Below are 26,075 nucleotides of genomic sequence, written 5' to 3'. Positions count from 1 at the left end.
TTCATGGAAAATTGCTATTAAAACTTTTACCTTAAAAGGATGCACGGCCGTGCATCCCCTCAGGAAAATATATTACAACTGTATTCCGGACAGTAAAATTTCTTCCGTTTCCTTCATTTTCACCCTGGCATCCGCAAGGCTTTTCTGTATTGCGGTCTTATCCCCTTCCGGGATATCCATTGCGGAAAAAAGCTTTTCATAATAAGTAATCCCTTCCGAAAGATTGTCCTTAAAGCGTTTCACCTTTTTATCCGCCTGGACAGACGGATGCTCCCCGGCCTCTTTTACCTCATTCTCATAGGCCTCCAGGTATAATCTCAATTCCTTAATAAACATATGCGGGCGGTTTTCCGTAGCCAGGAGGTTCTCTTTTCCATAAATATGACCTACCATTTCCTGCAGGGTTGCGCGCTTGTTAAAATACGCGATATTCGGTCCGGGGCAAATAACCACACCCTGTGCTTCCCCTTTTACCGGAAGGTCATTCTCCAGGTAAGCAGCATTGGCCAGGCCGACACACAAACAGGATTTTTCCGTTATACGATCCTTTTCTGCCCGGTAAACTTCCGCAGAAAGGACTTCCCTGTCAAGGGTTTTCAATTGCGCCTCCTGATATTTACGGGATGCAGTACAAATTTGCTTTTCGCCGTTAAAAGTGTGCAGGGCAAGATATTTTTTCGGGCAGGAACTCCCTGGCCTGTTTTTGGCAATACGGGAATCCCGTAGCTTTTGATTGGTGGTGTTTCTCACCGTGTGGAACGGAACGCCAAGAGGAGAAATTCCGCTAAGGTAAAGGTCTTCTTCCCCGGCATTGGACAGCAGGTCCCGGGTTTCCGTATCTAAAGCCGTAGCCTCTTCTACCAATAAAAAGGGGGACCCCCACCCTACACTATCCACCTGGTAATGGTCCATCAGGAATTGATGCTCCGCAGCAGTCCCTACCCCTCCCTGTACAGTGATCTTTAATTCCGGTTGTACTGTAGGGACTATTTTACCCTTTCTTTCCAGGACCGTACAAACCATTTCATATGCCGAGGTTTCCAGTTGTGATTTCTTCTCCCGGAACTCTTCCAGGATAGGCCCCAGCAAATAGCCGTCACTGGCAAAGGCATGCCCTCCGCAATTGAGGCCGGACTCTATCCGGAATTCCGATACCCATAGTCCTTTCTGTGCCAGGAAACGGCCCTGTATCTGTGCCGACCGGAAATCGCTGACCTTTAAGACAATTTTCTTTTTCATTCTCCCATCCGTATCCGGAAAGAAATCTTCGAAATTCTCTATATAGGAATACAAGCGTGGGTTCATCCCGGCAGAAAGGACCAGGGAGGAATCCAGCTTACTCTGCGCAAAACCACGAAGTGCCGCATGGGCATCATTGAATTCAACCGGCAGTGCTTCTCCTTTATTGAAATTCTCTTTATCCACCTTGGTCATGATATTGACATCTATGGCCCCGGGATACAGTATTTTGTCCAGGTATTCCGCAATGCTTTCCGGTAAGGTTATACCACCTTCCGTTAATTCCTGAAGTTTCTTTTTTACACTGTTTCCATCCGGTAAAAGACTGTAAAAATAGTCCCGTACGGAACTGCTTGCGGCCAGTTCCTCTTTAAATGCTTTGAATTTTTGTTGCACTATGTTTTCCACGAGGTTCAGGTAAGCGGTAATCCGCTTTGCCCGGTAATCCAGTACCTTTTTGGTCGTTTCCCGGTAAGGAAAGTTAAACTTCTTACTGTAAAAGGCATTCATACGCTCTGCGAGTTCATCATCCATGATAGATATCACGGAGTCTATTCCGTATTGCGCTACACGAACAGGTGTATCTATGGTAAATGCCAGTCCCATAACAGGAATATGAAAGGTATGCAATCTTGGGTCGTTCATCCTTATTTTGCTTTTTTAATAAAAAATAAGCGGTAAAGGTCCGCCGGTTCATGCGGATGGAAAATGATATTTGTCATGTATCACTAATAGATATCGAAAGAAAAATATGGGCCCCGGCGCCACTCCATAAAAATATAAAAAAACCAAAGCTCCGTATTCATGACAACCTTCGGAAATCCCCGGATAATTTGAGTTGAAATAAAGATCCTTTAATATCTGGCGTGTAAAATACACATCTCTCACATGAACTACGTACACAGAAAAGAAGATTATATTTTAGATTTCAAAAAGTATTTTATTACAATTATTTAACATATTTTTGATAATACTAACACTAAATTTTTTACTTATGAAGAAAATCCTACTTATTTTAAGTCTTTTTTCATGCTTTACACATGGTTTCGCCCAGGATATGACGGTAACCGGGACCGTGACCGATGATTCCGGGGAACCACTCATAGGTGTATCGGTTGCTGTTAAAGGCACAACCCGCGGAACAACAACGGATTTTGACGGAAATTATGCTATAGATGCATCTGCCGGGGATGTTCTTATATTTTCTTATGTCGGTTTTGAAAGCAAGCAAATCACCGTAAGTTCTTCCGACCTGGATGTTCAACTGGAATCGGGAGTGGCCCTGGAAAACGTGGTTGTCGTAGGTTCGAGGAACCCGGCAAGGACAGCTACGGAAACCGCAGTCCCGGTAGACGTTATCGATGTAAGCGAGCTGACCTCACAGGGGCCACAGGTAAACCTCAACCAGATCCTTAATTATGTTGCCCCTTCCTTTTCTTCCAATACCCAGACCATATCCGATGGCACGGATCACGTAGATCCCGCTTCGCTCCGGGGACTCGGCCCCGACCAGGTTCTGGTTCTCATCAATGGTAAAAGAAGGCACACCTCTTCCCTCATCAACATAAATGGTACTTTCGGAAGGGGGAATGTAGGGACCGATCTCAATGCTATTCCGGCCGCTGCCATTGAACGTATTGAAGTCCTGCGTGACGGTGCCGCCGCACAATACGGCTCCGATGCCATTGCCGGGGTGATCAACATCGTATTGAAGAAAAGTGTAAACGAACTTACCGTCATCGCAACAACCGGGGCCAACTTCTCCAAGAATGCCGAAGAGCAGACCGGGGGTGTGGACGGGGCAACAACCAACATAAGCGCCAATTACGGGCTGCCTTTGGGAGACAAAGGAGGTTATCTAAACTTTACCGGGGACTTTGATTACCGCGATGATTACAACCGGATGAAAGAATGGGAAGGCCCTATTTTTAATGCATACAATGCCATAGAAAATGTGGCAAATGCCAACAACTATGACATTAGTAACCTCTTTACCGATGTTGATGCCATAAAACAATACGGAGCACAAGTCCCCTATTTTTCTTCGGAACTACAGGGACAAATAGCCTCCGCCAATAGCATAGAAGACTTGCAGGATATTCTGGATGCAGATGTCACCGATCAGGAACTTGCCGCGAGAGGCATGGAGCGTACGGATTTTAATATGCGTGTAGGACAATCCGCTTTACGGGGCGGAAGGTTTATGGCGAATTTCTCCCTTCCGCTGGACGATAACGGTACGGAGCTTTACTCCTTTGCGGGAATCAGCTCAAGGACCGGGAATTCTGCCGGGTTCTACCGTATGCCTAATGAAGCGCGGACCTATACCCCCGCATATATGAATGGTTTTCTGCCGGAGATCAATTCCAAGATCAAAGACCGTTCACTCTCCGCAGGGATCAAAGGAAAAATAGGAGAATGGAATGTGGATTTCAGCAACACTTACGGAAAAAACTCCTTTGACTATGAAATCTCCAACACTTCCAACGCTTCCATGCTGAATGCATCCCCTACCCGTTTTGATGCCGGGGGGTTTGCCTTCACACAAAACACCACCAACCTGGACATAAACCGCTTCTTCGAAGATGTTTTTGCAGGGGTCAACGTAGCTTTCGGAGCGGAACACCGGTTTGAAAACTACGAGATCATCGAAGGGGAACTGGCTTCATATGCCCAGTACGACGTAAATGGTATTCCCATCACTACGGACTCACAGACTCCCAGAACAGACTTTTTCGGCGCGCCAAGGCCGGGAGGTTCCCAGGTATTTCCCGGTTTCACGGAAGCCAACGCCTTGTCCCGCGACCGTACCAGTATAGCAGGGTATTTTGATGTGGAGGCCGATTTTACCGAAAGGTTCCTGGCAAGCTTTGCCACCAGGTTTGAGAATTATTCGGATTTCGGATCGACCATCAATTTTAAAGTTGCCACACGGGTAAAAGCTGCGGAAAACCTCAACCTACGTGCCGCACTTAATACCGGCTTCCGCGCACCTTCCCTGCACCAGTTGTATTTTAATTCTACTTCCACCGTATTTGATAACCAGGGGAACCCGCAGGAAGTGGGTACCTTTTCCAATGACAGCCGCGTAGCCAAATTGCTGGGTATTCCCAATCTCAAGGAAGAGACATCGAAAAGTGTTAGCGTAGGCTTTACCGCAAAACTTCCCGATGCCAATATAAGCATTACCGTAGACGGGTATTTCGTAGCTATAGACGATCGCATTGTATATACCGGCCAGTTTGTCCCCGGTGATAACGAAGAGCTGCAACTGCTCTTCAGCCAGGCCAATGCCTCCCGTGCCGCATTTTTTGCCAATGCCATAGATACGGAGTCCAAAGGACTGGATATGGTTATTACACATAAAGCCTTTTTGGGTGAAAACCTGCAACTGAAAAATGACCTTTCCGCTACCTTCTCCCAAACCAGGAGAGTTGGCAATATCAAAGCTTCTCCCGTACTGGAACAAGCCGGACTCGTGGAAACTTATTTCCCGGAAGAAAGCCGTGTCTATCTCGAAGAAGCCGTACCGAGAACAAAGATCAACCTCACCAATAGCCTCTCCGCCGACAAATTCAATATATTCCTGAGAAATGTTTTCTTCGGAAAGGTGACAGAAGCCACTAATATTATTGAAAACCAGCAGGAATTCGGCACCAAACTGGTAACTGATCTTTCCGTAGGATATAAATTTACGGAAGAACTCACCCTTACCCTGGGAGCCAATAACCTGTTCGATATCTATCCGGACAGGGCCATAGAGGCCAACAGGAGCAGCGGACGTTTTGACTGGTCCAGAAGGGCACAGCAATTTGGTATAGGCGGGCGCTTCCTGTTTGCAAGAATCAGTTTTGTACTGAAATAAAAAAGCAGATAAAAGAGCAGGTTGCATGATGATAATCAAAATTCAACCTGCTTTTTTACCTTCATAGATAGTTTAAAAAAACTTTTTTTGCCCCTTTACAAAATATAGCGGAATAAAGTGCGTTACTGTTACAGAATATAGAGAAATTTGTTTCATTGATAACAAACTATATATTCTATTTTTTTCAAAGTTCTCATTTTTGAGATTGTGTTTGATTTAGCCCCAAACTTCCACCTCGGTGGGAGTTTTTTTTGGGGGGGGAGCAAGAAAGTTACAGGTTATAGGCTATACTCACCCGATCCGGAGCCCACACCTCATAACCCAAAGAACTCCCGGTGCCTCCACCCCGGATTTTTTCCCCTTTTCATCTTCGGGATACCAGGTTTAAACTTCGGACTTTGTTTGTATCTTTACCCTATGAAATTCCAAGTAAAATCAGAATTCAGTCCTACGGGAGACCAGCCGGAAGCCATAAGACAGTTGGTTTCGGGGATTATCGGTGAAGAGAGGTACCAAACGTTACTGGGAGTTACCGGATCGGGAAAAACCTTTACGGTCGCCAATGTAATCCAGGAAGTACAACGCCCTACTCTTGTTCTCGCCCATAACAAAACCCTGGCGGCACAATTGTATTCGGAATTCAAACAGTTTTTCCCGGAAAATGCCGTGGAATATTTTGTTTCCTATTACGATTATTATCAGCCGGAAGCTTATATTCCCGTTACCGGCACCTATATTGAAAAGGATCTTTCCATTAATGACGAAATAGAGAAATTACGGTTAAGCACCACTTCTTCCCTGCTTTCCGGGAGAAGGGATGTCCTGGTAGTCGCCTCCGTATCCTGTTTATACGGTATCGGAAACCCCGTTGAATTTCAGAAGAACGTGATTCCCATAGAACGCGACCAGGTCATATCCCGGACCAGATTTTTACATCAACTCGTACAGAGCCTGTATTCGCGTACTACGGGAGAATTTACCCGCGGTACGTTCCGTATCAAAGGCGATACGGTAGACATATTTCCCGGATATGCGGACAATGCTTTCCGCATTCACTTTTTCGGCGATGAAATAGAAGATATCGAAGCCTTTGACCCGCAGACAAACCGGATAATCGAAAAGTACGAAAAACTGAATATTTATCCCGCCAATATATTTGTCACTTCTCCGGACGTCCTGCAAAATGCCATTAAACAGATCCAGGACGACCTCGTAAAACAGGTTGCCTATTTCAATGAAGCCGGCAAACAACTGGAAGCAAAACGCCTGGAAGAGCGCACCAACTTTGACCTGGAAATGATCCGGGAACTGGGGTACTGTTCCGGTATTGAAAACTATTCCCGTTACCTTGACGGCCGCGAAGCGGGAACCCGCCCTTTCTGCCTTCTGGATTATTTCCCGGAGGATTACCTGATGGTCGTGGACGAAAGCCACGTAACCATCCCCCAGGTACACGCTATGTACGGAGGAGACCGTTCGCGCAAAGAAAACCTGGTGGAATACGGCTTCCGCCTGCCCGCAGCGATGGATAACCGTCCGCTGAAATTTGAGGAGTTCGAAGCTTTGCAGAACCAGGTGATTTACGTGAGTGCCACCCCGGCTGATTATGAGCTTCAGAAGGCCGGTGGCGTATATGTGGAACAGGTAATCCGCCCCACAGGCCTCCTCGACCCGGTGATCGAGGTACGACCGAGCCAGAACCAGATCGACGATCTGGTGGAGGAAATACAGATGCGGGTGGAAAAAGACGAACGCGTGCTGGTCACCACCCTTACCAAACGTATGGCAGAAGAGCTCTCCAAATACCTGACAAGAATACGGGTACGCTGCCGCTACATACACAGTGATGTTGACACACTGGAGCGTGTGGAAATTATGCAGGACCTGAGAAAAGGACTGTTTGACGTGCTCATAGGTGTAAACCTCCTCCGGGAAGGGCTGGACCTGCCCGAAGTATCTCTTGTAGCGATCCTGGACGCCGACAAAGAAGGTTTCCTCCGGAGTGCCCGCTCCCTGACCCAGACCGTGGGACGGGCGGCAAGAAACCTCAACGGGAAAGCCATTATGTATGCCGATAAGGTAACGGACAGCATGCAAAGGACGATAGATGAGACCAACTATCGCAGGGAAAAACAGACAGAGTTCAACACAATCAATAACATCACCCCGAAAGCCCTGAACAAAAGGATAGACAACAGCCTGAGCCAAAGCCCGGTTTCCGAAGTATATTACAACAATACCGAAAGAGGTCTGGCATCCGCGGCAGAGCCACAACTGGAATATGCATCCAAAGACCAGGTGGAAAAAATAATCCGCGAAAAAAGGAAAGCCATGGAAAAAGCTGCCAAAGACCTGGATTTCCTCCAGGCTGCAAAGCTGAGGGATGAAATAAAAATGCTTCAGGACAAGGTGAAAACGCTTTAATCGCCCGTACCCCGTTCGAGAACAGAACAGGAGAAAAGCTGTTTTTATAACAGAACCTGCCATTTTGTTAAATAATGTTAATTCCTTAAAAAAGAAAGAATAATTATATAATATTCGGGAAACTTTCAAATAATTATAATCAATCTGAACCCGAAAAATGCTTCGTAACCGAATCTATACCTCTCTGTTTTTTATAGGGGTCCCGGCAATAATGTTCACGATAACATCATGGACTGCACAATCCAGGAAAGACAAATTTGCCGCTTATACCCAAAACATTCCCGGCACTTCCGTTTCTTTTGACATGACCCCCATAGCGGGAGGAACTTTCCATATGGGAAGCCCCGAAAGTGATGCCGCACACCGGGAAGACGAAGTTCCCCTGCATGAAGTGAAGATAGCCCCTTTCTGGATGGGGACCCATGAAATTACCTGGGACATTTACGAAATGTTCCTGAACAGGGACTACGAACAAACCATGAGCGACCGTCCGTTATCGGAAGAAGTAGATGCTGTGTCCCGCCCCACTACCCCATACCTGGACATGACCTTTGGCATGGGAAAGGAGAATATGCCCGCCATAGGGATGACACAATACAATGCCATCCAGTTTTGTAAATGGCTGTATGCAAAAACAGGAGTGTTCTATCGTTTACCTACGGAAGCAGAATGGGAATATGCCTGCCGTGCCGGGGTCTCTTCTGTTTACTTTTTCGGTGATTCCCCGGCAGAACTGGATACCTATGCCTGGTATGCGGGCAACAGCGAAGATAAAACCCATCCTATAGGGCAAAAGAAGCCTAACCCCTGGGGATTATACGATATTCTCGGTAATGTAATGGAGTGGACGGCTGATCAGTATGCGAAGGACAGTTACCGGGAACTCGCAGGAAAAACCGCAGATAACCCCATTGTCGAAGCCACCGAGCTCTATCCCCGTTCCATACGGGGCGGCAGTTATAAAAGCAGTGCCGAAGACCTCAGATCGGCCAGGCGTTTTGCTTCTACCTCTTCGTGGAAACAAATAGATCCGCAGATGCCGAAAAGTAACTGGTGGTTTCCGGAAGCCCCCTTTCTGGGGATTCGTGTAGTACGTCCTTTAAATCCGCCTTCCGAAGATAAGATCCTGGCCTATTATAACCGGGAACCCATTGAGGATTATTGATAAGTTCTGAATTTCAACCTTATTTTAACCGTTAAACTATAATATACCTTTCCTATGAAACCATCCAACACAAATAGTCGCAGGGATTTTATGAAAACTACTGCTCTGGCCACTGCCGGGGCCACAATGTTAAATCCGCTCAACATTCCCGGGGCATATGCTGCCGGTAGTGATGTTATAAAAATAGCACTTATAGGTTGCGGAGGACGAGGTACAGGGGCCACTTTTCAGGCTTTTGAAACCGGTCATAACCTCAAACTCGTTGCCATGGCCGATGCCTTTAAAGATCAGCTAGAAGACAGTTACTCGAAAATCCTGAAAAAATTCGGGAAAGAAAAGGTGGATGTTCCGGAAGAAAGAAGATTCGTAGGTTTCGACGCATACAAGAAAGCCATTAAAGAGGCTGACGTAGTTATCATTGCCACTCCCCCGGGCTTCCGTCCTTACCACTTCGAAGAAGCCATTGCCCGGGACAAACAGGTATTCATGGAAAAACCCGTGGCCACAGATGCCATAGGCATCCGTAAGGTGCTCGAAGTTGCGGAAAAAGCCAAGGCAAAAAAACTAAATGTGGTTGTCGGTTTACAGCGAAGATACCAGGACAATTATATCGAAACCGTAAAAAGGATACACGATGGCGCCATAGGTGATATCGTAGGTGGCCAGGTATTCTGGAACGGAGGCGGCGTATGGGTACGCGAGAGACAACCCGGGCAGACCGAAATGGAATATCAGATGCGTAACTGGTATTACTTTAACTGGTTATGCGGCGACCATATTGTGGAACAACACGTACACAACATTGATGTGGCCAACTGGGTAAAAGGCAGCTATCCGGTGAAAGCCGAAGGTACGGGCGGACGTCTCGTACGGACAGGAAAAGATAACGGGGAAATTTATGATCATCATATCGTGTTGTTCACTTATGACGACGGTACCGTAATACACAGCGAATGCAGACATTTTCCAGGGGCACATAACCGTGTGGACGAGGGTTTCCAGGGCACCAAAGGACGTACGTTTATGCATGCGGGAAACCACGGGGTTATCTGGGATGCCAAAGGGAATGAATTGTATAAACACAACGGGGAAAACAACCCGAACCCTTACCAGAAGGAACACGACGAACTCTTTGCTGCTATTGTGAAAGGCGAATATAAATTCGCCGATGCGGAAAATGCTGCAAAAAGTACCATGACCGCTATTATGGGAAGGTATGCCACCTACTCCGGTAAGATCATTAACTGGGATGACGCGCTAAATTCCGAAGTAAGCTTAATGCCGGAACAGCTGGACTGGAATGCCAGTCCCAAAGTACTGCCCGGGGACGACGGGTATTATCCACATGCCATTCCCGGTAAAACCAAAGTCATATAACAGAAAAACAAGATAATTGCTGCCGGTGTACTTACGGCCTGACAGCTAATTCGTTTTTATAAATCTGCCTGCCCAGTTCCGCCAGGAACGGCAGGCCGGTTTTTTCATAATCGTATACGCCGTCGTTGAATATTCCGTTTTCGTTAACCAGTACGGTGGCCGTAAGAATGAACTCCACTCCACTCTCCTTGTCTTTTATGTATGCACAGTCCGTAAGTGTCCCGTAAGCATACCCGACCTTGTTGTAGATCTCCAGGTGTTCCGGGATCGTGGTAATGGTATCGCCATAAAGAAAGAAACGGTCAAAACTGTCCGGGTATTCTCCGGCATCATAGCCTGCCTGGGCAGGTGTCGCCTTCATTGCAGCGAGCAAAAATTTACGGTCGTCTTCCCTTAAGTCAAAACGTTGTTCCTCCGGGTAAACCTCAGGAAAGATCAGCCTTTTCATAGTATTGTGAAGCGTTTTTACCGGGTAGTAATTTTTCATGGAAAAATCCATAGGTTCCTCCACAAGGACACTGTCTTTCATGTACCCTTTCCCCTTGAATGTCTCCTTCAACTTCAGGGTATCGGGGACTTTATTATAGCTGGAGAACAATTGCACCATCGTAGTGTCGTTCTTATAAGCTACTATGGGCCTGGTGGCTATATTCGCAGCATCTTCCACAGACAAACGATGTGAAAGCCGGAAAGGCATCAAGCCTTTATCTTCCATCTTCTGGTTTACATAATCCGTCCCCAGGAATTCAAAAAGGCGGTTAAAGGCCTCATTATCACTTACGGCAAATATTTTCTTCACTTCCTCGCCCACTGTAGTTTCTACGGTATCCTCTTCCAGATAAAACCTGGTATTCCGGTTCATCCATTTCTTTTCTTTTACCCTTTCAAGGGCCAGTATTGCCATAGGAAATTTCACCGTACTTGCAGGATAGAAATATATGCTGTCATCCGCATGGTAAAAGAAATCTTTAAAAACAGGCTTTCCCGCCGAGTCATAAGTAATACGTGAAAAAACAACCTGGACCCCATGTGCGTCCGGATCATCCATCACCTTCCGTATCTTGGGCAGGTCCGAAGAAAGAACTGTTTCCAGTGGCGCAGACGTGTCCGTTGTGGCTTCCTTTTTACAGGCACCGGTTATTAAGACAAGAAAAAAAGCACAGCATAAAATTCGAAACATACTAGTAAAGCCTTGAGATTGAAGTAAATTTAACAATTTATTTCCAATTAAGACTAAACTTTGCGTTAATAGCGAAAGAAATTACGCTATCGTATAAAAGAAAAAAACTATTTCCCGGGATTGTTCTTGTACTCTTCCCAGGGAGTCGTTTCAAAAATATTATCTCCGAAATACCTGGCTACTTTGAGGAAATTATCGGGGCCCTGATAACCGGGAACAGGGGAAAGTAACTGCTGTTTTTCATTCAGAAAAACCCCTGTGGGATAACTGAAACGGTTTTGAAGTAATGCTGCCGCCAATTCGTGGTACCCTCTCCTGCCGGCCTCGACAAACTTAAAGGTACGCCCGTTATAATCTATATCTTCTTTACCTTCCCCGTCCAGTTTAACCATGTAAAACTTATCGCGCATATAAGCAGCAACCTCCGGATTGGCAAAAGTATCCTTATCCATCTTTTTACACCATCCGCACCAGTCCGTATATACGTCTACAAATATTTTTTTAGGCGTACTGTCACTTTCCACTTTATCAATGGCCTCTTCCCAGCTCAACCACTCTACCGAAAGGTTTTCTTCTTGGCCAAAAGCCATGAATATCCCCATGAGCACAAACAAAATAAAGGACAATATATATCGTATCCAGGCCATGTTTCCGTATTTTAGCGTATAAAGATATAAAAAAGCTGTTTCCCGGAAAAAATCTGTTGCTTCCTTTTTCTATATTGCAGAAAGCATCCCGTCTTTGTGTTCCCTGATCATTTGCAGTGCAATATCTATTTCCCTTCGGTGTGTCCGGAAACTTACTACCGCACACCGCATCCATAATTTACCCCGTATTGTTGTAGATGAAAAGAACACGCGGCCATCTGCATGTAATACCCTTAAAAACCTTTCATTCTTCCTGTTATCGGGGTCATCCGGAATACGAAAGATTGCCACGGACAGATCGGGTTCTTTTCCCGTTTCAAATCCCATCGCCCCCGCTTCACGATGAAAATACCTGCAAAGCAGTAATTTTTCTTCCAGCGCCGCGCGAAAAGGTGCTGTTCCATGAAGATGCAGGGGCAGCCACAGACGCAATCCGCGGAAATGCCTGGAAAGTTCGGGCCCCGAATCTGCCGGATCTAACTGTCCTGTTCCATAAGCATCTTTCATATAAGCCGCCTGATGGGCATACGATCTGAGAAGTGCCTCGCGATTACGCACCAATACTACTCCGGAACCGTAAGGGATAAATAATGTTTTGTGCGGGTCCATCACTACGGAATCCGAACGCTCTAAACCTTTGAATTTATACCGGACGGCTTCCACCAGATTAAAAAAGCCCCCGTAAGCGGCATCTATATGAAACCACATTCCGTATTCTTCTGTTATATCCGCAATCTGATCCAGGGGGTCTATGGCACCGGTATCCGTAGTGCCTGCGGTTGCCACTACCATAAAAGGGTTTAATCCAAGGAGTCGGTCCTCCGAAATCTGTTTGCGCAAAGTTGCCGTATCCATCCGGTAATCTTCATCTACGGGAACTGTTCGGCGTATTGCTTCTGACAAACCTGTAGTATGCAAAGCTTTATGAATACAATGATGTACCTGCTCCGTAAAATAGATCACCGCTTTTTCCACATTAGAAGCCTTAATACCGTGATGGTCTCTGGCTACCTGTACGGCTATAAGGTTGGCTATGGACCCTCCGGAGGTAAGGTTGCCATGTGCCTCTGCCGGGTAACCGGCAACCGAAGTGAGCCAGCGGATCATTTGGTTTTCGATCTCAACGGCCCCGGGACTGGAATACGCAATACCGGAATAACGATTGGTCACTGCGGCCAGCATATCGGCTACGGCACTTGTCCATAGCCCTCCTCCGGGAATATACCCCATATGCCTTCCGGAAGCGGAGTTAATGCCCGTGTAATCCACATCACTGCCTAATATTTCCAGTAATTGCTCCATTGTTTTGCCGTTCTCTTCTACTTCCATGGATCTTAGTTCTCTCATTTCCCTGCGGGCATATCCGGGAATACCGGGAAGCTTGCTTATAAAATCATCCGCATACTTATATCCTTCGGTACAAATATGTTTCCGTATTTCTTCTCCGGGTTCCAGTTGCCCGGCCCGGCGTTCCAGTTCTTCTATTTTTTTTAACATGAGCATGTTTTTAATTTACACATCTGTTTGTCAAATATGTCTCCAGGCTCCATGCTCCGTTTGAAGCTGTTTCGGCCAAGAGAAAAGCGGCGGCACAATCTGCAAAAACACTGTAATCCAAAGGACTTTTTATCCCGAACGAATATGCCATAGCCAGGCCAAAAATTAACGTGAGTAATGCCGCAAGATATGCCGCAGCCTGTGTTTTATACCCGAGGAGCAATAAAGTGGCCACTACGGTTTCCAGGACAGTTGCTGCTACGGCAAATAGCGGGATGACTACTGACGGTGCAAATGAATTGACCTGCGCCGTATATTCCAGGAAAGGTTCCCAGCCGGAAGATTGTGTTCCCCACAATCCCAGCCGGGAAAAAACCGCGGAGAAAAAGGTAGCGGAAAGGGCCAGCCGCAACAGTAAAACGGCACGGGAAATTGCGGGACGCTCTGTTTTGAAATGTTTTGAAGTTTCCATTACTTGATTAGTTTTTGTCAAAAGTATATCTTTACTGGATGACCAAAATAATCCAGAATATACAAAATAACTAATCCAGATATGCACTTCTTAAAAGATTTTATACGGATAAATCACAAAGGAGAAACTCCTGTATACATCCAGATTACCAACGGTTTTATCCACTGTATTATGTCCGGGCATCTCCGTAAGGGGGCAAGACTTCCCGGCTCCAGGAAAATTGCCGGTTTGGTACAGGTAAACCGTATGACCGTTGTAGCTGCTTATGATGAATTACAGGCACAGGGGTGGATAGAACAAATACCGCGAAAAGGTGCTTTTGTCAAAGAGGAACTTCCCGTACTGTCTCCCGAACCTCTTACGGGGACAAACACCGGACAGGAGAGCAGTATAAAAAAGACACATTTCAGTTTTGATGAAGAGCGTATCTTCCCTGTTCTGACCTCGGGATTCCCTCCGGAGGAAATGCTGGTATTCAATGACGGTTTTCCCGATCCCCGGCTTACCCCCATGGAAGAACTCACGCGAAGTATGCGAAGCCTGTCCCGCAGAAAAACACAAAAAAAATATATGATGTATGGCGGAGAACAGGGAACACTTCTGCTCCGCGAAACCATGGCTGAAAACCTGAGCGATACCCGCGGACTCCCTGTTACCCCCGAAAACATACTGATAACCAAAGGCTCCCAGATGGGCATATACCTTACGGCTTCGATATTACTAAGACCGGGTGATGAGATCATCGTAGGCGAACCGGGCTATACGGGTGCTACTTTCGCATTCCGCCAGCTCGGTGCTTCCGTTAATTATGTTCCCGTTAATGAAGGTGGAATAGATGTGGAAGCTATAGAAAAGCTTTGCCGGGAGAAAAGCATACGCTTTATCTATGTTATTTCTCACCATCACAATCCGACGACGGTTACCCTTATCCCCGAAAGGAGAATAAAGCTTCTGGAACTGGCTGCCGAATACAGGTTTGCTATTATTGAGGACGACTACGATTACGACTTTCATTATACAAGTACACCGATGATGCCCATGGCAAGCCTGGACAAGCAGGGAAGTGTAATATATATCGGCACATTGACCAAGACCCTGGCCCCTTCTATCCGTATTGGTTTTATGATTGCACCGCAAAATTTTATCCGTGCTGCGGTTTATCTTCGGAGATCCATAGACGTACAGGGAGACAGCCTCATGGAGAATGCTATTGCGGAACTGTATAAAGACGGCACCATAACCAGGCATATTAAAAAATCGGTAAAGATATACAGAGAACGAAGAGATCACTTGTGCGCACTCTTCCGGGAAGAACTCGGAAACCGGGTATCCTTTGCCGTCCCGGGTGGCGGTATGTCGGTATGGGCACATTTCCCCGGTACGGACCTGGCTGTACTCTCCTCCAAAGCCAGGGAAAAAGGATTGGTTATTCCGGATGGCCGGGAATACGACAATGCCGGCCGCAAATTCAATACGGCGAGACTGGGATTTGCTTCCCTGAATCCGGAAGAACAACAAAAAGCAGTAGCCATATTAAAAAAGCTTCTCCAGATATGACCACTTACGGGCAAATCCGGGATATTCCGCATAGAGTATCTGTTCCTTCTCTACCTTTTTATTTATTCTGAAACGGAAAATTGTTACATTTACTTTTTCCGGCCGAAGTCCCGGCTTTTCGGAAAAGCACAAAAATTATCTATGATGAACTCAAAAATCATTGCGAACGGCATACTCCGTGCTGTAGGTATACTCACCGGTATTGCCGTGTTGCTTCTTTTTCTTTACAAGATACAATCCGTACTGATATACATTGCCTTTGCAGTGGTTATATCCCTCATAGGAAGGCCGATCGTACGTTTTTTCAAATACAGGCTGAAATTCGGCAATACCATTTCTGTCGTAATAGCCATGACACTGCTGGTCTGTGTCTTTGTAGGGCTGATGGCCATGTTCATCCCCCTTATCATACAACAGGGGCATAATTTATCGCTTCTCAACATCAATGAACTTCAGAAAAACCTGGAAAACCTGTACAGACAAATAAGCGATTACCTGGCCTTCAGGCAAATAGACATTTCACAATCCATTCAGGATTCCGATCTGTTTTCAGGCTTCGGCATGTCCGCTATTCCGAATTTCCTCAATTCCCTCGTGGGCACCCTTGGCAACTTCGGAGCGGGATTGTTTGCCGTGATTTTTATTTCTTTCTTTTTCCTGAAAGACAGCAGGCTCTTTGATGCATCGGTTTTTACGCTTGTACCCGACAATAAGGAAGAAAAAGCCAGAAGGTCCATGGAAAAAATAAAGAACCTGCTATCCAGGTATTTCATCGGACTGGTTTTTCAGATACTGGTCCTGTTTATGATTTACACCATTATCCTGCTTATCCTGGGTATCCCCAATGCCATTGTCATAGCTTTCCTGTGTGCACTGCTCAACCTCATCCCCTATGTCGGCCCTCTTATCGGCGGGGCACTGATGATTATCCTCACAATGACGGGTAACCTGGGGGAAGATTTCAGTTCCGTGATATTGCCCAAAAGTATTTATGTGCTCATTGGTTTTGTCATTGGTCAGCTTATCGATAATTTTGTCAGCCAGCCCTTAATCTTCTCCAGTAGCGTAAAGTCACACCCCCTGGAAATCTTTCTCATTATTATCATAGGAGGATTACTTTTCGGGGTAAGCGGAATGATTGTCGCCGTACCTGCATATACCGCCATAAAGGTGATTTTAAAAGAATTTCTCGCCGAGAATAAGATTGTCAAGTCTTTGACCAAAAACCTGTAATGAAACTTTGAATATAAGCATATTAAATACTGACGTACAAAATTTTATACAAAAAAACAACGATGCCGACCCTCTGTCTCTCCTGTTGAAAAAGAGCCCTTTTCAGAATGTGAGTATGCAGGATATAGCCAACCAGCTGGAGTCCCGGAAAAAAGCGGAAAAAAAATTGCCTTTGTGGTTTCGGACTCCTGGCATATACTACCCTCCGAAACTGTCAATGGAGCAGACTTCATCGGAAACGACAGCAGCGTATAAAGCAGACCTTGTCAGCGGCAAAACACTTATTGATCTCACCGGAGGTTTTGGCGTGGATTGCCGTTTTTTTGCGGAAAAATGCTGTCAGGTTATTCACTGTGAAATGAACCCGGAACTGTCGGAAATAGCATCTCATAATTTTGGAGTACTGGGAGTAAAGAACATCCTTACGGTTTCCGGCGACGGTATCGGTTACCTGGAAAAATCCGCTATGCAATTCGACTGGATCTATGCCGATCCTTCCCGGAGAAACGATGCAAAAGGCAAGGTATTTATGCTTACCGATTGTCTTCCGGATATCCCGGCACATCTGGACCTGCTCTTCTCCCGTTCCGAAAACATTCTCATCAAAACCTCTCCTATCCTCGATATTACCAATGGTTTACAGGAACTCCGTTCTGTAAAAGAAGTGCACATCGTGGCAGTAAATAACGAGGTAAAAGAATTACTCTGGAGAATGCAAAGAGGGTTTTTCGGAAAGTGTGTGCTGAAAACAGTAAACATCACGGGAGAAGGTGAAAAGAGATTTGATTTCATCAAAGACGAAGAAAACCACGCGGAAGTATCGTATTCACTCCCGCTCAAGTATCTTTACGAACCGAACGCAGCCATACTGAAATCGGGAGGTTTCAGGTCGCTCTCCGGAAAAACGGGCCTGGGAAAGTTACACCGGCACTCCCATCTGTACACTTCCGAGGACCTTTACCCGGATTTTCCGGGAAGGACCTTCCGTATTACAGGTGTGTATACCTATAACAAGAAAACTTTAAAAAAGGTACTGGGTAACAGCCAGGCCAATATTACCACCCGAAATTTTCCGGACACCGTTGCACAGATACGGAAAAAGTTCGGTATTAAGGACGGGGGGGACCGCTATGTATTTTTCACGACCGACAGGAATGATGAAAAGATAGCGATAGCGTGTGAGAAAACAGGTTAAACCGGAAACACAAAAAAATGTTCAGTTTCTTTCAAAAAAAACATACGGAATACCCGGATTACTGGCTTGCCTATGAGCAGGATTTCCGGCACAAATCCAAACCGGGAATTACGGATACCAGGTTTGTGGTCCTGGATACGGAAACTACGGGATTCAACTATAAGAGTGATAGGATACTCAGTATAGGCGCGGTACCCGTCATACAAAATACTATTTCCATAGCAGACGTTTTTGAAATATATGTAAAACAGGATACCTTTAATCCGGAAACGGTAAAAATACACGGTCTGCTTCGTGAGGACCGGCGTGTGGATGCGGTCGGTGAAGAAGAAGCCATCCGCCGGTTCCTCGCCTATGCCGGAAACGCCGTTCTTGTGGCCCATCATGCAAATTTTGACCTAACGATGATCAATACGGCCCTTAAACGACTCGGGCTGCCGCGACTGAAAAACCGGGTACTGGATACCTCAGCTCTGTATACCAGGTCCAGAATAACTTCCAACCTCATAGACTACAACAAAAGCTATACCCTCGATGAACTGGCCGATACGCTCAATATAGCCAAAAACGATCGTCATACGGCAGCAGGTGACGCCTATATCACGGCCCTGGTATTTCTTAAAATATTATCACGGCTTGAAAAAAAAGGGATACACAAAATTAAAGATCTCTTTTAAATACCCTTCGGTATTATAACATAAAGGAATATTTCCGTAATTTCAGCCTGACGAAATCAACTGATTTTTTTGCATCACACTTCTCAAATTATGATTACTTCGGTTATTATGGATATCCTTGCTCTTTTATCCGGCTTTCCTAAAGACAGCGGCCCCGTATACAGGGAAACCATTGAAGGAAGATTGCCGGTTGAGCCGTTTAATACCGTGAGCAATTTTCTTTTCCTCGCCATCATCATTTATTTTGTATGGAAGATCCGCAGAAACCACCGACAGCATTTATTCCTGGCTTTTATACTTCCGGTGCTGTTTATCGGGTTTATAGGCGGTACCCTCTATCACGCTACCAGAAGCCATGAAATATGGTTATTACTGGATTGGGTCCCTATTCTGCTGCTATGTCTGGCCACTTCCGTTTACTTCTGTATCAAGGCCGGAAAAAATCCCTGGTCAAGGTCAGCATTGCTGATTTTAGTATTATTACTGATGTTCGGTATACGCTTTATGGACCTGCCGCGAAATATTTCTATTTCTGTGGGATATATTGCTGCTGCCCTGGGCATTATTTTACCGATAGCCCTGTACCTGTATTTCACAAAATACCTATACGGACTATGGGTGCTCCTGGCCGTTATCAGCTTTTCCCTGGCCATATGGTGCAGGTACCTGGACGTCCGTTCGGACTTCTTTCCCATGGGCACACACTGGTTATGGCATAGTTTCGGTGCACTGGCCGTTTTCTTTTTGATGTATTATATTTATCTGGACAGGAACTCGCCCGGAAAGAATGATATCATCCGTATACCCAATGCACCAGGGTCAGTGCCACAACTACGAGGAAAATAACACTGATCAGGTTCAGAAAAAATCCGGCTTTGACCATATCGGACATTCTGATATATCCACTGGAAAAAACAATGGCATTAGGCGGTGTGGATATCGGCATCATGAAGGCACAACTGGAAGCTATAGCCACAGGAACAGCCAGATACATCGGGTTAACCTCTAATGTCCTTGCTATACCGAGCACGATAGGCATAAAAATAACCACAAGCGCTACATTGCTCATCAGTTCCGTTACGTACAGTGTGAAGGTTGTAAGCAGAAGAATAAGGAGCCACAGAGGCATACTGCCGTCACCTGCTATTACATTCCCCACAAACTCTACAATCCCTGTGCTCTCCAATCCTTTGGCCAGACATATACCTCCCCCGAACAACAGGAGAATGCCCCACGGCAGCTTTTCCGTATAACTCCAGTTAAGCACGTATTCATGCGTTTTAAGTCGTACGGGCATTACAAACATCAGTATTCCTCCTCCCATTGCTATAATGGTGTCATTGAGATAAGCTCCGCCCAGCAAACTGTTGATCTGTGATTTGAATACCCAGCTGCACGCTGTCAGGAAAAACACAATGGCCACCAGTTTTTCCGCCAGGTTCATTTTTCCCAGTTCCCGGAGTTTTGTCTGTACCAATGCGCCGGAACCATCCAGCCTGCCCAGTTTGTGCCGAAAGAGTACCCTGGTAATCATCAGGTAGGTGATCAGAAGCATTACAAAACAAACAGGAATTCCGATAAGCAACCATCGCCCGAACTCTACTTCCTGCCCGTAAAATTCTTTCATGAATCCCACAAAAACCACATTTGGCGGTGTTCCTACAATAGTAGTTACTCCCCCGATATTGGCCGCATAAGCTATACTCAGCATCAGGCCGAGTTTAAAGCGCCTGTATCCTTTTTCCTCCTCGTCCGTCTTTCCTTCTTCCAGAAGTTTTACGATAGACAACGCAATGGGGAGCATCATTACGGCGGTGGCGGTATTGGATATCCACATGCTCAGAAAAGCAGTAGACAGCATGAAACCGAGGATAATACCATTGGCATTGGTGCCGGTAATCTTGAGTATGTTAAGTGCTATACGGCGGTGCAGGTTTTGTTTTTCCATGGCCAGGGCGATAAGGAACCCACCCATAAATAAAAATACAATAGGGCTGGCATAAGGTGCGGCAGCCCCTTCCATGGTAAAAATTCCGAAAACCGGATAAAGTACCAGGGGCAGCAAGGCCGTTACGGGCAGGGGAACCGCATCCGTAATCCACCACACAACCATCCATGCGGCAAGGGCAACCACCTGCGGAGCTCCCGGCTGCAGCGCATCGAATTGCAAAGTGAGCAACAAAACGGTAAACAATAAAGGCCCTGCGACCAGGCCTATCGTTTTAGTCATAGACAAGACAGTTTAATTACAGAAAGAAAAGACAGGCATGCGGTGGTGATCCATACCATTCGCATGCCATTATAATCAGACTGCATTTTCTATAATATCATCCACAACTTCCGGGTTGAGTAAAGTAGAAGTATCCCCGAGATTACTGGTATCCCTGGATGCGATCTTACGGAGTATCCGTCTCATGATCTTACCACTACGGGTTTTAGGCAACCCGTTTACAAACTGTATTTTATCGAGTTTTGCAATGGGTCCTATATGTTCGGAGATATACTGGTTGATCTCTTTGGTAAGGTTTTCCCTGTTGCGCGTTTCTCCCGTTTCCTTGAGAATAATAAAACCGAAAAGCGCATTTCCCTTGATATCGTGCGGGAACCCTACGATAGCCGATTCAGCTACTGCCGGATGTTCATTTATGGCATCTTCTATAGGCGCCGTACCCAGGTTGTGACCGGAAACAATGACCACATCATCTACTCTTCCGGTAATCCTGTAATATCCTACCTCGTCCCTGAGCGCCCCGTCACCGGTAAAATATTTTCCGGGATAGGCTGAGAAATACGTTTCTTTATACCTGCGGTGGTCCCCCCAGATAGTCCTCGCCATAGCAGGCCACGGAAATTTGATGCACAGGCTTCCTACCACCTGGTTTCCTTCTATTTCATTCCTTTTGTCATCCATCAATACCGGCTGTACCCCGGGTAAGGGCAGTGTTGCGTACGTGGGTTTGGTAGGTGTTGCAAATGCGATCGGGGAAATCATAAGTCCTCCCGTCTCCGTTTGCCACCAGGTATCCACAATAGGACATTTTTTATTCCCCACATGGTCGTTATACCAGTGCCATGCTTCTTCGTTGATAGGTTCTCCTACAGAACCCAGGACTTTCAGGGAAGAGAGATCGAATTTGGTAACCCAGTTCGTGCTTTCTTTTGCCAGGGCACGGATAGCCGTGGGTGCCGTATAAAATTGTGTCACTTTGTGTTTGTCCACAACTTCCCAGAACCTTCCGAAATCGGGATATGAAGGGACTCCTTCGAACATTACCGTTGTGGCTCCGTTGGCAAGAGGGCCGTATAAAATATAAGAGTGCCCGGTGATCCAGCCTATATCTGCCGTACACCAGAACACATCTTTTTCTTCATATTGAAATACATTTTTGAAGGTATACGCCGTATAAATCATATAACCGGCTATCGTATGCAGCATGCCTTTCGGTTTTCCGGTAGATCCTGAGGTATAGAGAATAAATAACGGATCTTCGGCATCCATGACTTCTGCAATGGATTCGCTGGAGGCATTTTCAAGCAGGGGTGCAAGCCATTCGTCCCGACCTTGCTTCATGGAAATATCCGCATGGGTACGTTTGACTACGAGTACTTTTTTAACAGACGGGCAGGATTCGAGGGCATCATCCACAATTCTTTTCAGGTCTATGGTTTTATTTCCACGGAACCCACCGTCGGAAGTAATGACCATCTTACATTCACAATTCTGTATCCGGGCTGCAAGGGCAGACGCCGAAAAGCCGGCAAAAACCACGGAATGAATGGCTCCGATCCGTGCACAGGCCAGTACCGTAACCGCAAGTTCGGGAATCATGGGCAGATAAATACATACCCTATCACCTTTTTCCACTCCCTGCTCCCGGAGAACATTGGCCATCTTACATACCCGGTTATACAAGTCGTTATAGGTAATATGCTCCGCCGGTTCATTCGGATCGTTAGGCTCAAAAATTATGGCGGTCTTGTCACCGCGTTTTGCAAGGTGACGATCTATACAGTTTTTGGTAATATTGAGTTTTCCGTTTACAAACCATTTCACTTCTGCTTCTTCGAGCCGGTATTCCAGTACTTTGTCCCATTTTTTATACCAAACAAAATCTTCAGCTATCTTAGACCAGAATTTCCTGGGTTCCCGGACCGATCTTTTGTAAACCTTAAAATATTGCTCCAAACTTTTTACTTCGTAAACACCCATAGTCAGTTTTTTTCTTTTATAGTTACACCGTAACAATGTCAACGGCAAAAGACAGGCCCAATCCGGTTAAAACATTATCGTACCCGGAGAAAATGCGGAAGCGGACTGTTCCGGAAGTTTCCTTAGCGTTGACATCATATTGTCAATTGTATCTGCTTTTTATTATTTTACCGTATAAAAATGCAAAAACATATCAAATATATAATTAAAATCTTCTTCTGAAATATTTTTTGCTTATAATCTCACCTGTTGTTCCTATAAATTACAGCCGGCAGATATTTTTCTTCGGATGATCGTATTTACCGAATTACAGATCAGTGCGAAACCGCATCTCCCGCTCCACCGGGAATACGGATGTTCTCCACGATCTCCTGGACTTCTGCGGGAGGTTCGGGGGTAAAGCTGTTTACCACAAGGGCCACAATAAAATTGACTATCATGGCCACCATGCCGAAGCCTTCGGGCGAAATACCGAACCACCAGTCTTCTTCCCCGCCACCGCCGAACATTGCGAATTTGAATTTCATCATATAAAATAACATGAACAATATGCCTACGATCATTCCACTCACCGCCCCTTCTTTATTCATCCGCTTGTAAAAGATACCCAGAATAATCGCCGGAAAAAACGAAGCTGCCGCCAGGCCAAAGGCCAGGGCTACCACTGCTGCTACAAAACCGGGAGGATTAATGCCGAAGTACCCTGCCACGATAACGGCCAGCGCAGCACTCCCCCTAGCTATCCATAACTCCGTTTTGTCTGACATATCGGGTTTTATCTGTTTCTTTATCAGGTCATGTGCCACCGAAGTGGAAATCACCAGTAATAACCCTGCTGCAGTAGAAAGTGCTGCGGCAAGTCCTCCCGCAGCAACCAGGGCTACGACCCAGTTGGGCAATCTTGCAATCTCCGGGTTGGCCAATACCATAATATCATTATCTATCTGAAGTTCGTTAGCCTGTTCGTCTGCCAGGTATTGTATGCGGCCATCCGCATTTTTATCCGTGAACGTCAGTAAGCCCGTAGCTTCCCAATTGGTGAACCATTCCGGCATCTCCGTATATTCGCGGTCACTGACGGTTTCTATCAGATTGGTCCTGGCAAAGGCAGAGACCGCCGGTGCCGTAGTGTATAGAATAGCGATAAAAAGTAGTGCCAGTCCGGCTGATTTCCGGGCATCCTTTACTTTCGGAACGGTAAAAAACCTCACAATAACATGGGGCAGACCTGCTGTTCCGACCATCAGCGCCAGGGTAATGGCAAAGACATCTATCATGCTTTTGGTACCATCGGTATACTTGGCAAAACCCAGTTCTTCGGACAGTCCGTTCAGTTTATCCAGCAGATATGTCCCGGAGCCATCTGCAAGGGTGTCTCCCATCCCGAGTTGCGGAACAGGGTTTCCGGTCATCTGGATGGAAATAAAAATAGCAGGTACCATAAAAGCAAATATCAACACGCAGTACTGCGCCACCTGGGTATAGGTTATTCCCTTCATCCCTCCCAGCACTGCATAGAAAAGCACGATCACCATACCTATGACCACGCCGGTATTGATGTCTACTTCCAGAAAGCGGGAAAATACTACCCCCACGCCACGCATCTGTCCGGCCACATACGTAAAAGACACCAGCAGAGCACACAAAACCGCTACCGTACGTGCAGTAGCCGAATAATAGCGGTCGCCTATAAAATCAGGCACCGTGAATTTACCGAATTTCCTCAGGTAAGGAGCCAGAAGCAATGCCAGGAGTACGTACCCGCCGGTCCATCCCATAAGATATACGGCCCCGTCATATCCCATAAAGGAAATGATACCGGCCATGGATATAAAAGACGCTGCGGACATCCAGTCCGCAGCAGTGGCCATTCCGTTAGCCAGCGGGGAAACCCCTCCTCCGGCTACATAAAACTCTTTTGTAGATCCCGCACGGGACCATATGGCTATGCCGATATAGATGGCAAATGAAACGGCAACGAGGACATACGTCCAGATCTGTACACTCATGGTTGGTTGTATTTATGTATTTTATAACAAAGAAGCATAAAAGCGGCACTGTACGGGATTTTTATCCGGGGGATATTTATATCTCCCGGAAACGAAAAAGAGGGGTTCTACTTAACAGGTATGCACGCGGTTACATGGTTTACTTGTCATAACCGTATTTCTTGTCCAGTTTGTTCATCAACCGGATATATACGAAAATGAGGATCACGAAAACATAAATGGCTCCTTGCTGGGCAAACCAGAACCCAAGTTCGAAACCGCCGATATGAATATGATTCAGAAGATCTTTAAATACTATTCCCGCTCCATAGGATACCAGGAACCAGATAGAAAGGAGAATGCAGAGATACTTGATGTTCTCCTTCCAGTAAGCTGTTGCTCTTTGCTTCGATGTCATTAAACAAATTCTTTATTTACAGCAATAAATATAATATTTTAACTTAATAACACCTATCCCGTAATCAAAAAACACACTAAAATAGCATTATCGCAACATTTTCCAACACAACAGCCCATTTTCCAAACAAATAAAAGCATAAAAAAATCCCCCGCAATATGCTGCGGGGGATCTATTCAAAAAATTCTACTTTATCCGGAATTATTTGTTACTTGCTATTTCTGTTCCGGGAGGATATTTTTCAAGGATATTCTGCACGAATTCATTGATCCGTTCTTCTTTCTTATCCATTCGCTGGGTCAGGTATCCCGTACCTTTACCCTGCCATACCAGTTCGTTCTTTTCAGCATCGATAAAATCGATAAAGAGCGACCCTTCCGTAGTGGTAGATACATTGGGATATGACATTCCCCACCAGTAGGGGTTCCAGCCCCAGCCCCAGCCGTAGTTGTTATAAACATCCACTCGTTCTTTCTCTGTCGTAAATATACTGATAAGCATATCCGGATTATCCGATTTGGTCATCCCCTTGGCTGTCAACTGGGCTTCTATGGCCCGGAGTATCCTCTTTTTATCGAGGTCCGATATCTCGGCTTTGTCTATTCCGGGTTTAAAGAAGGCAAAAGTCTTGTAACTGTTAAAGTTGGCATGTTTGTCATAATCGGCAGCCACCCGTACCGAGGAACAAGCCCCGGTAACGACTGCCAGTAAAAGTACCGGTAATAGTTTTATTGCTTTCATCTGTTCTCTTTTTTTTATTTTCAACAAGTCTGAAGGAAATCGCAGGTCAGCTATGCGGAACCACCGCGTGAGGTTTTACGAACTCCATCAAAATAATTAAATTCATCATCGTGAGTGATGCCTCAGGGAATATCATTTTATCTGACAAATCCGCTAAAAGACATTTCATATTGTTTTTTAAGATTACTCT

General features: G+C 45.8%; 19 protein-coding genes. 9 read left to right on the top strand and 10 right to left on the bottom strand.

The features are described from left to right. Positions 1 to 72 precede the first annotated feature (72 nt). On the bottom strand, positions 73 to 1,884 hold the full coding sequence (locus ED312_RS06295; protein WP_123215152.1) for a hypothetical protein: 1,812 nt from the start codon (positions 1,882 to 1,884) through the stop codon (positions 73 to 75). Positions 1,885 to 2,233: 349 nt separating this feature from the next. Here ED312_RS06295 and ED312_RS06290 point away from each other — a divergent pair, with 349 nt between their 5' ends. The 4 genes from ED312_RS06290 to ED312_RS06275 all read left to right on the top strand — a co-directional run bounded on the left by ED312_RS06290 (position 2,234) and on the right by ED312_RS06275 (position 10,070). Next, positions 2,234 to 5,104 (top strand): TonB-dependent receptor, encoded by a 2,871-nt coding sequence (locus ED312_RS06290; RefSeq protein ID WP_123215151.1) that lies wholly within the window; start codon positions 2,234 to 2,236, stop codon positions 5,102 to 5,104. Between the two features lie 417 nt (positions 5,105 to 5,521). Next, positions 5,522 to 7,528: an excinuclease ABC subunit UvrB gene (gene uvrB, locus ED312_RS06285; protein WP_123215150.1), complete on the top strand. Its 2,007-nt coding sequence runs from the start codon at positions 5,522 to 5,524 to the stop codon at positions 7,526 to 7,528. Positions 7,529 to 7,685: 157 nt separating this feature from the next. Then, positions 7,686 to 8,693: a formylglycine-generating enzyme family protein gene (locus ED312_RS06280; protein ID WP_123215149.1), complete on the top strand. Its 1,008-nt coding sequence runs from the start codon at positions 7,686 to 7,688 to the stop codon at positions 8,691 to 8,693. Between the two features lie 54 nt (positions 8,694 to 8,747). After that, positions 8,748 to 10,070 (top strand): Gfo/Idh/MocA family protein, encoded by a 1,323-nt coding sequence (locus ED312_RS06275; RefSeq protein ID WP_123215148.1) that lies wholly within the window; start codon positions 8,748 to 8,750, stop codon positions 10,068 to 10,070. A 31-nt stretch (positions 10,071 to 10,101) separates the two neighbouring features. Here the strand turns inward: ED312_RS06275 and ED312_RS06270 are convergent, their stop codons facing one another. From ED312_RS06270 to ED312_RS06255, 4 genes are all read right to left on the bottom strand, one after another. Continuing rightward, positions 10,102 to 11,250 (bottom strand): serine hydrolase, encoded by a 1,149-nt coding sequence (locus ED312_RS06270; RefSeq protein ID WP_123215147.1) that lies wholly within the window; start codon positions 11,248 to 11,250, stop codon positions 10,102 to 10,104. Between the two features lie 107 nt (positions 11,251 to 11,357). Further along, positions 11,358 to 11,897 carry a thioredoxin family protein gene (locus ED312_RS06265; RefSeq protein ID WP_394342853.1) on the bottom strand — a complete coding sequence of 180 codons (540 nt, stop codon included), beginning with the start codon at positions 11,895 to 11,897 and terminating at the stop codon, positions 11,358 to 11,360. Positions 11,898 to 11,966: 69 nt separating this feature from the next. Further along, the gene (locus ED312_RS06260; RefSeq protein WP_123215146.1) at positions 11,967 to 13,394 is read right to left on the bottom strand and encodes a pyridoxal phosphate-dependent decarboxylase family protein; all 1,428 of its coding nucleotides are present in this window, start codon (positions 13,392 to 13,394) and stop codon (positions 11,967 to 11,969) included. Between the two features lie 10 nt (positions 13,395 to 13,404). Further along, a complete protein-coding gene (locus ED312_RS06255; RefSeq protein ID WP_123215145.1) occupies positions 13,405 to 13,866 on the bottom strand; it encodes a DoxX family membrane protein in 462 nt (153 codons plus the stop codon). A gap of 81 nt (positions 13,867 to 13,947) precedes the next feature. Between ED312_RS06255 and pdxR the strand changes: the two genes are divergently transcribed. From pdxR to ED312_RS06230, 5 genes are all read left to right on the top strand, one after another. Continuing rightward, entirely contained in the window at positions 13,948 to 15,423 is a 1,476-nt protein-coding gene (gene pdxR / locus ED312_RS06250; protein WP_123215144.1) for a MocR-like pyridoxine biosynthesis transcription factor PdxR, read from the top strand. A gap of 144 nt (positions 15,424 to 15,567) precedes the next feature. Beyond that, positions 15,568 to 16,656, top strand: a complete 1,089-nt coding sequence (locus ED312_RS06245; protein ID WP_123215174.1) for an AI-2E family transporter — start codon at positions 15,568 to 15,570, stop codon at positions 16,654 to 16,656. Between the two features lie 7 nt (positions 16,657 to 16,663). Then, positions 16,664 to 17,851 (top strand): THUMP-like domain-containing protein, encoded by a 1,188-nt coding sequence (locus ED312_RS06240; protein ID WP_123215143.1) that lies wholly within the window; start codon positions 16,664 to 16,666, stop codon positions 17,849 to 17,851. Positions 17,852 to 17,868: 17 nt separating this feature from the next. Then, on the top strand, positions 17,869 to 18,528 hold the full coding sequence (locus ED312_RS06235) for a 3'-5' exonuclease (RefSeq protein ID WP_123215142.1): 660 nt from the start codon (positions 17,869 to 17,871) through the stop codon (positions 18,526 to 18,528). Between the two features lie 90 nt (positions 18,529 to 18,618). Next, positions 18,619 to 19,374, top strand: coding sequence for a ceramidase (locus tag ED312_RS06230; protein ID WP_240643036.1), 756 nt, complete (start codon positions 18,619 to 18,621; stop codon positions 19,372 to 19,374). On the opposite strand, the gene ED312_RS06225 is transcribed toward ED312_RS06230, so the two are convergent. The 5 genes from ED312_RS06225 to ED312_RS06205 form a co-directional block, all read right to left on the bottom strand. Continuing rightward, positions 19,322 to 20,758 carry an SLC13 family permease gene (locus ED312_RS06225; protein WP_123215141.1) on the bottom strand — a complete coding sequence of 479 codons (1,437 nt, stop codon included), beginning with the start codon at positions 20,756 to 20,758 and terminating at the stop codon, positions 19,322 to 19,324. The two genes, ED312_RS06230 and ED312_RS06225, sit on opposite strands and share 53 nt — an antisense overlap. 75 nt (positions 20,759 to 20,833) lie before the next feature. Next, on the bottom strand, positions 20,834 to 22,738 hold the full coding sequence (gene acs, locus ED312_RS06220; RefSeq protein WP_123215140.1) for an acetate--CoA ligase: 1,905 nt from the start codon (positions 22,736 to 22,738) through the stop codon (positions 20,834 to 20,836). A 314-nt stretch (positions 22,739 to 23,052) separates the two neighbouring features. Beyond that, positions 23,053 to 24,747: a sodium:solute symporter family protein gene (locus tag ED312_RS06215; protein ID WP_123215139.1), complete on the bottom strand. Its 1,695-nt coding sequence runs from the start codon at positions 24,745 to 24,747 to the stop codon at positions 23,053 to 23,055. Positions 24,748 to 24,886: 139 nt separating this feature from the next. Beyond that, entirely contained in the window at positions 24,887 to 25,144 is a 258-nt protein-coding gene (locus ED312_RS06210) for a DUF4212 domain-containing protein (RefSeq protein WP_123215138.1), read from the bottom strand. A 201-nt stretch (positions 25,145 to 25,345) separates the two neighbouring features. Then, positions 25,346 to 25,885, bottom strand: coding sequence for a DUF4136 domain-containing protein (locus ED312_RS06205; protein WP_123215137.1), 540 nt, complete (start codon positions 25,883 to 25,885; stop codon positions 25,346 to 25,348). Between the last annotated feature and the right edge of the window lie 190 nt (positions 25,886 to 26,075).

This window comes from Sinomicrobium pectinilyticum, assembly GCF_003725735.1.
GTDB lineage: Bacteria > Bacteroidota > Bacteroidia > Flavobacteriales > Flavobacteriaceae > Sinomicrobium > Sinomicrobium pectinilyticum.
The sequence above is the reverse complement of the archived record's forward strand: the minus strand, read 5'-3'. Positions and strand labels throughout refer to the sequence as shown.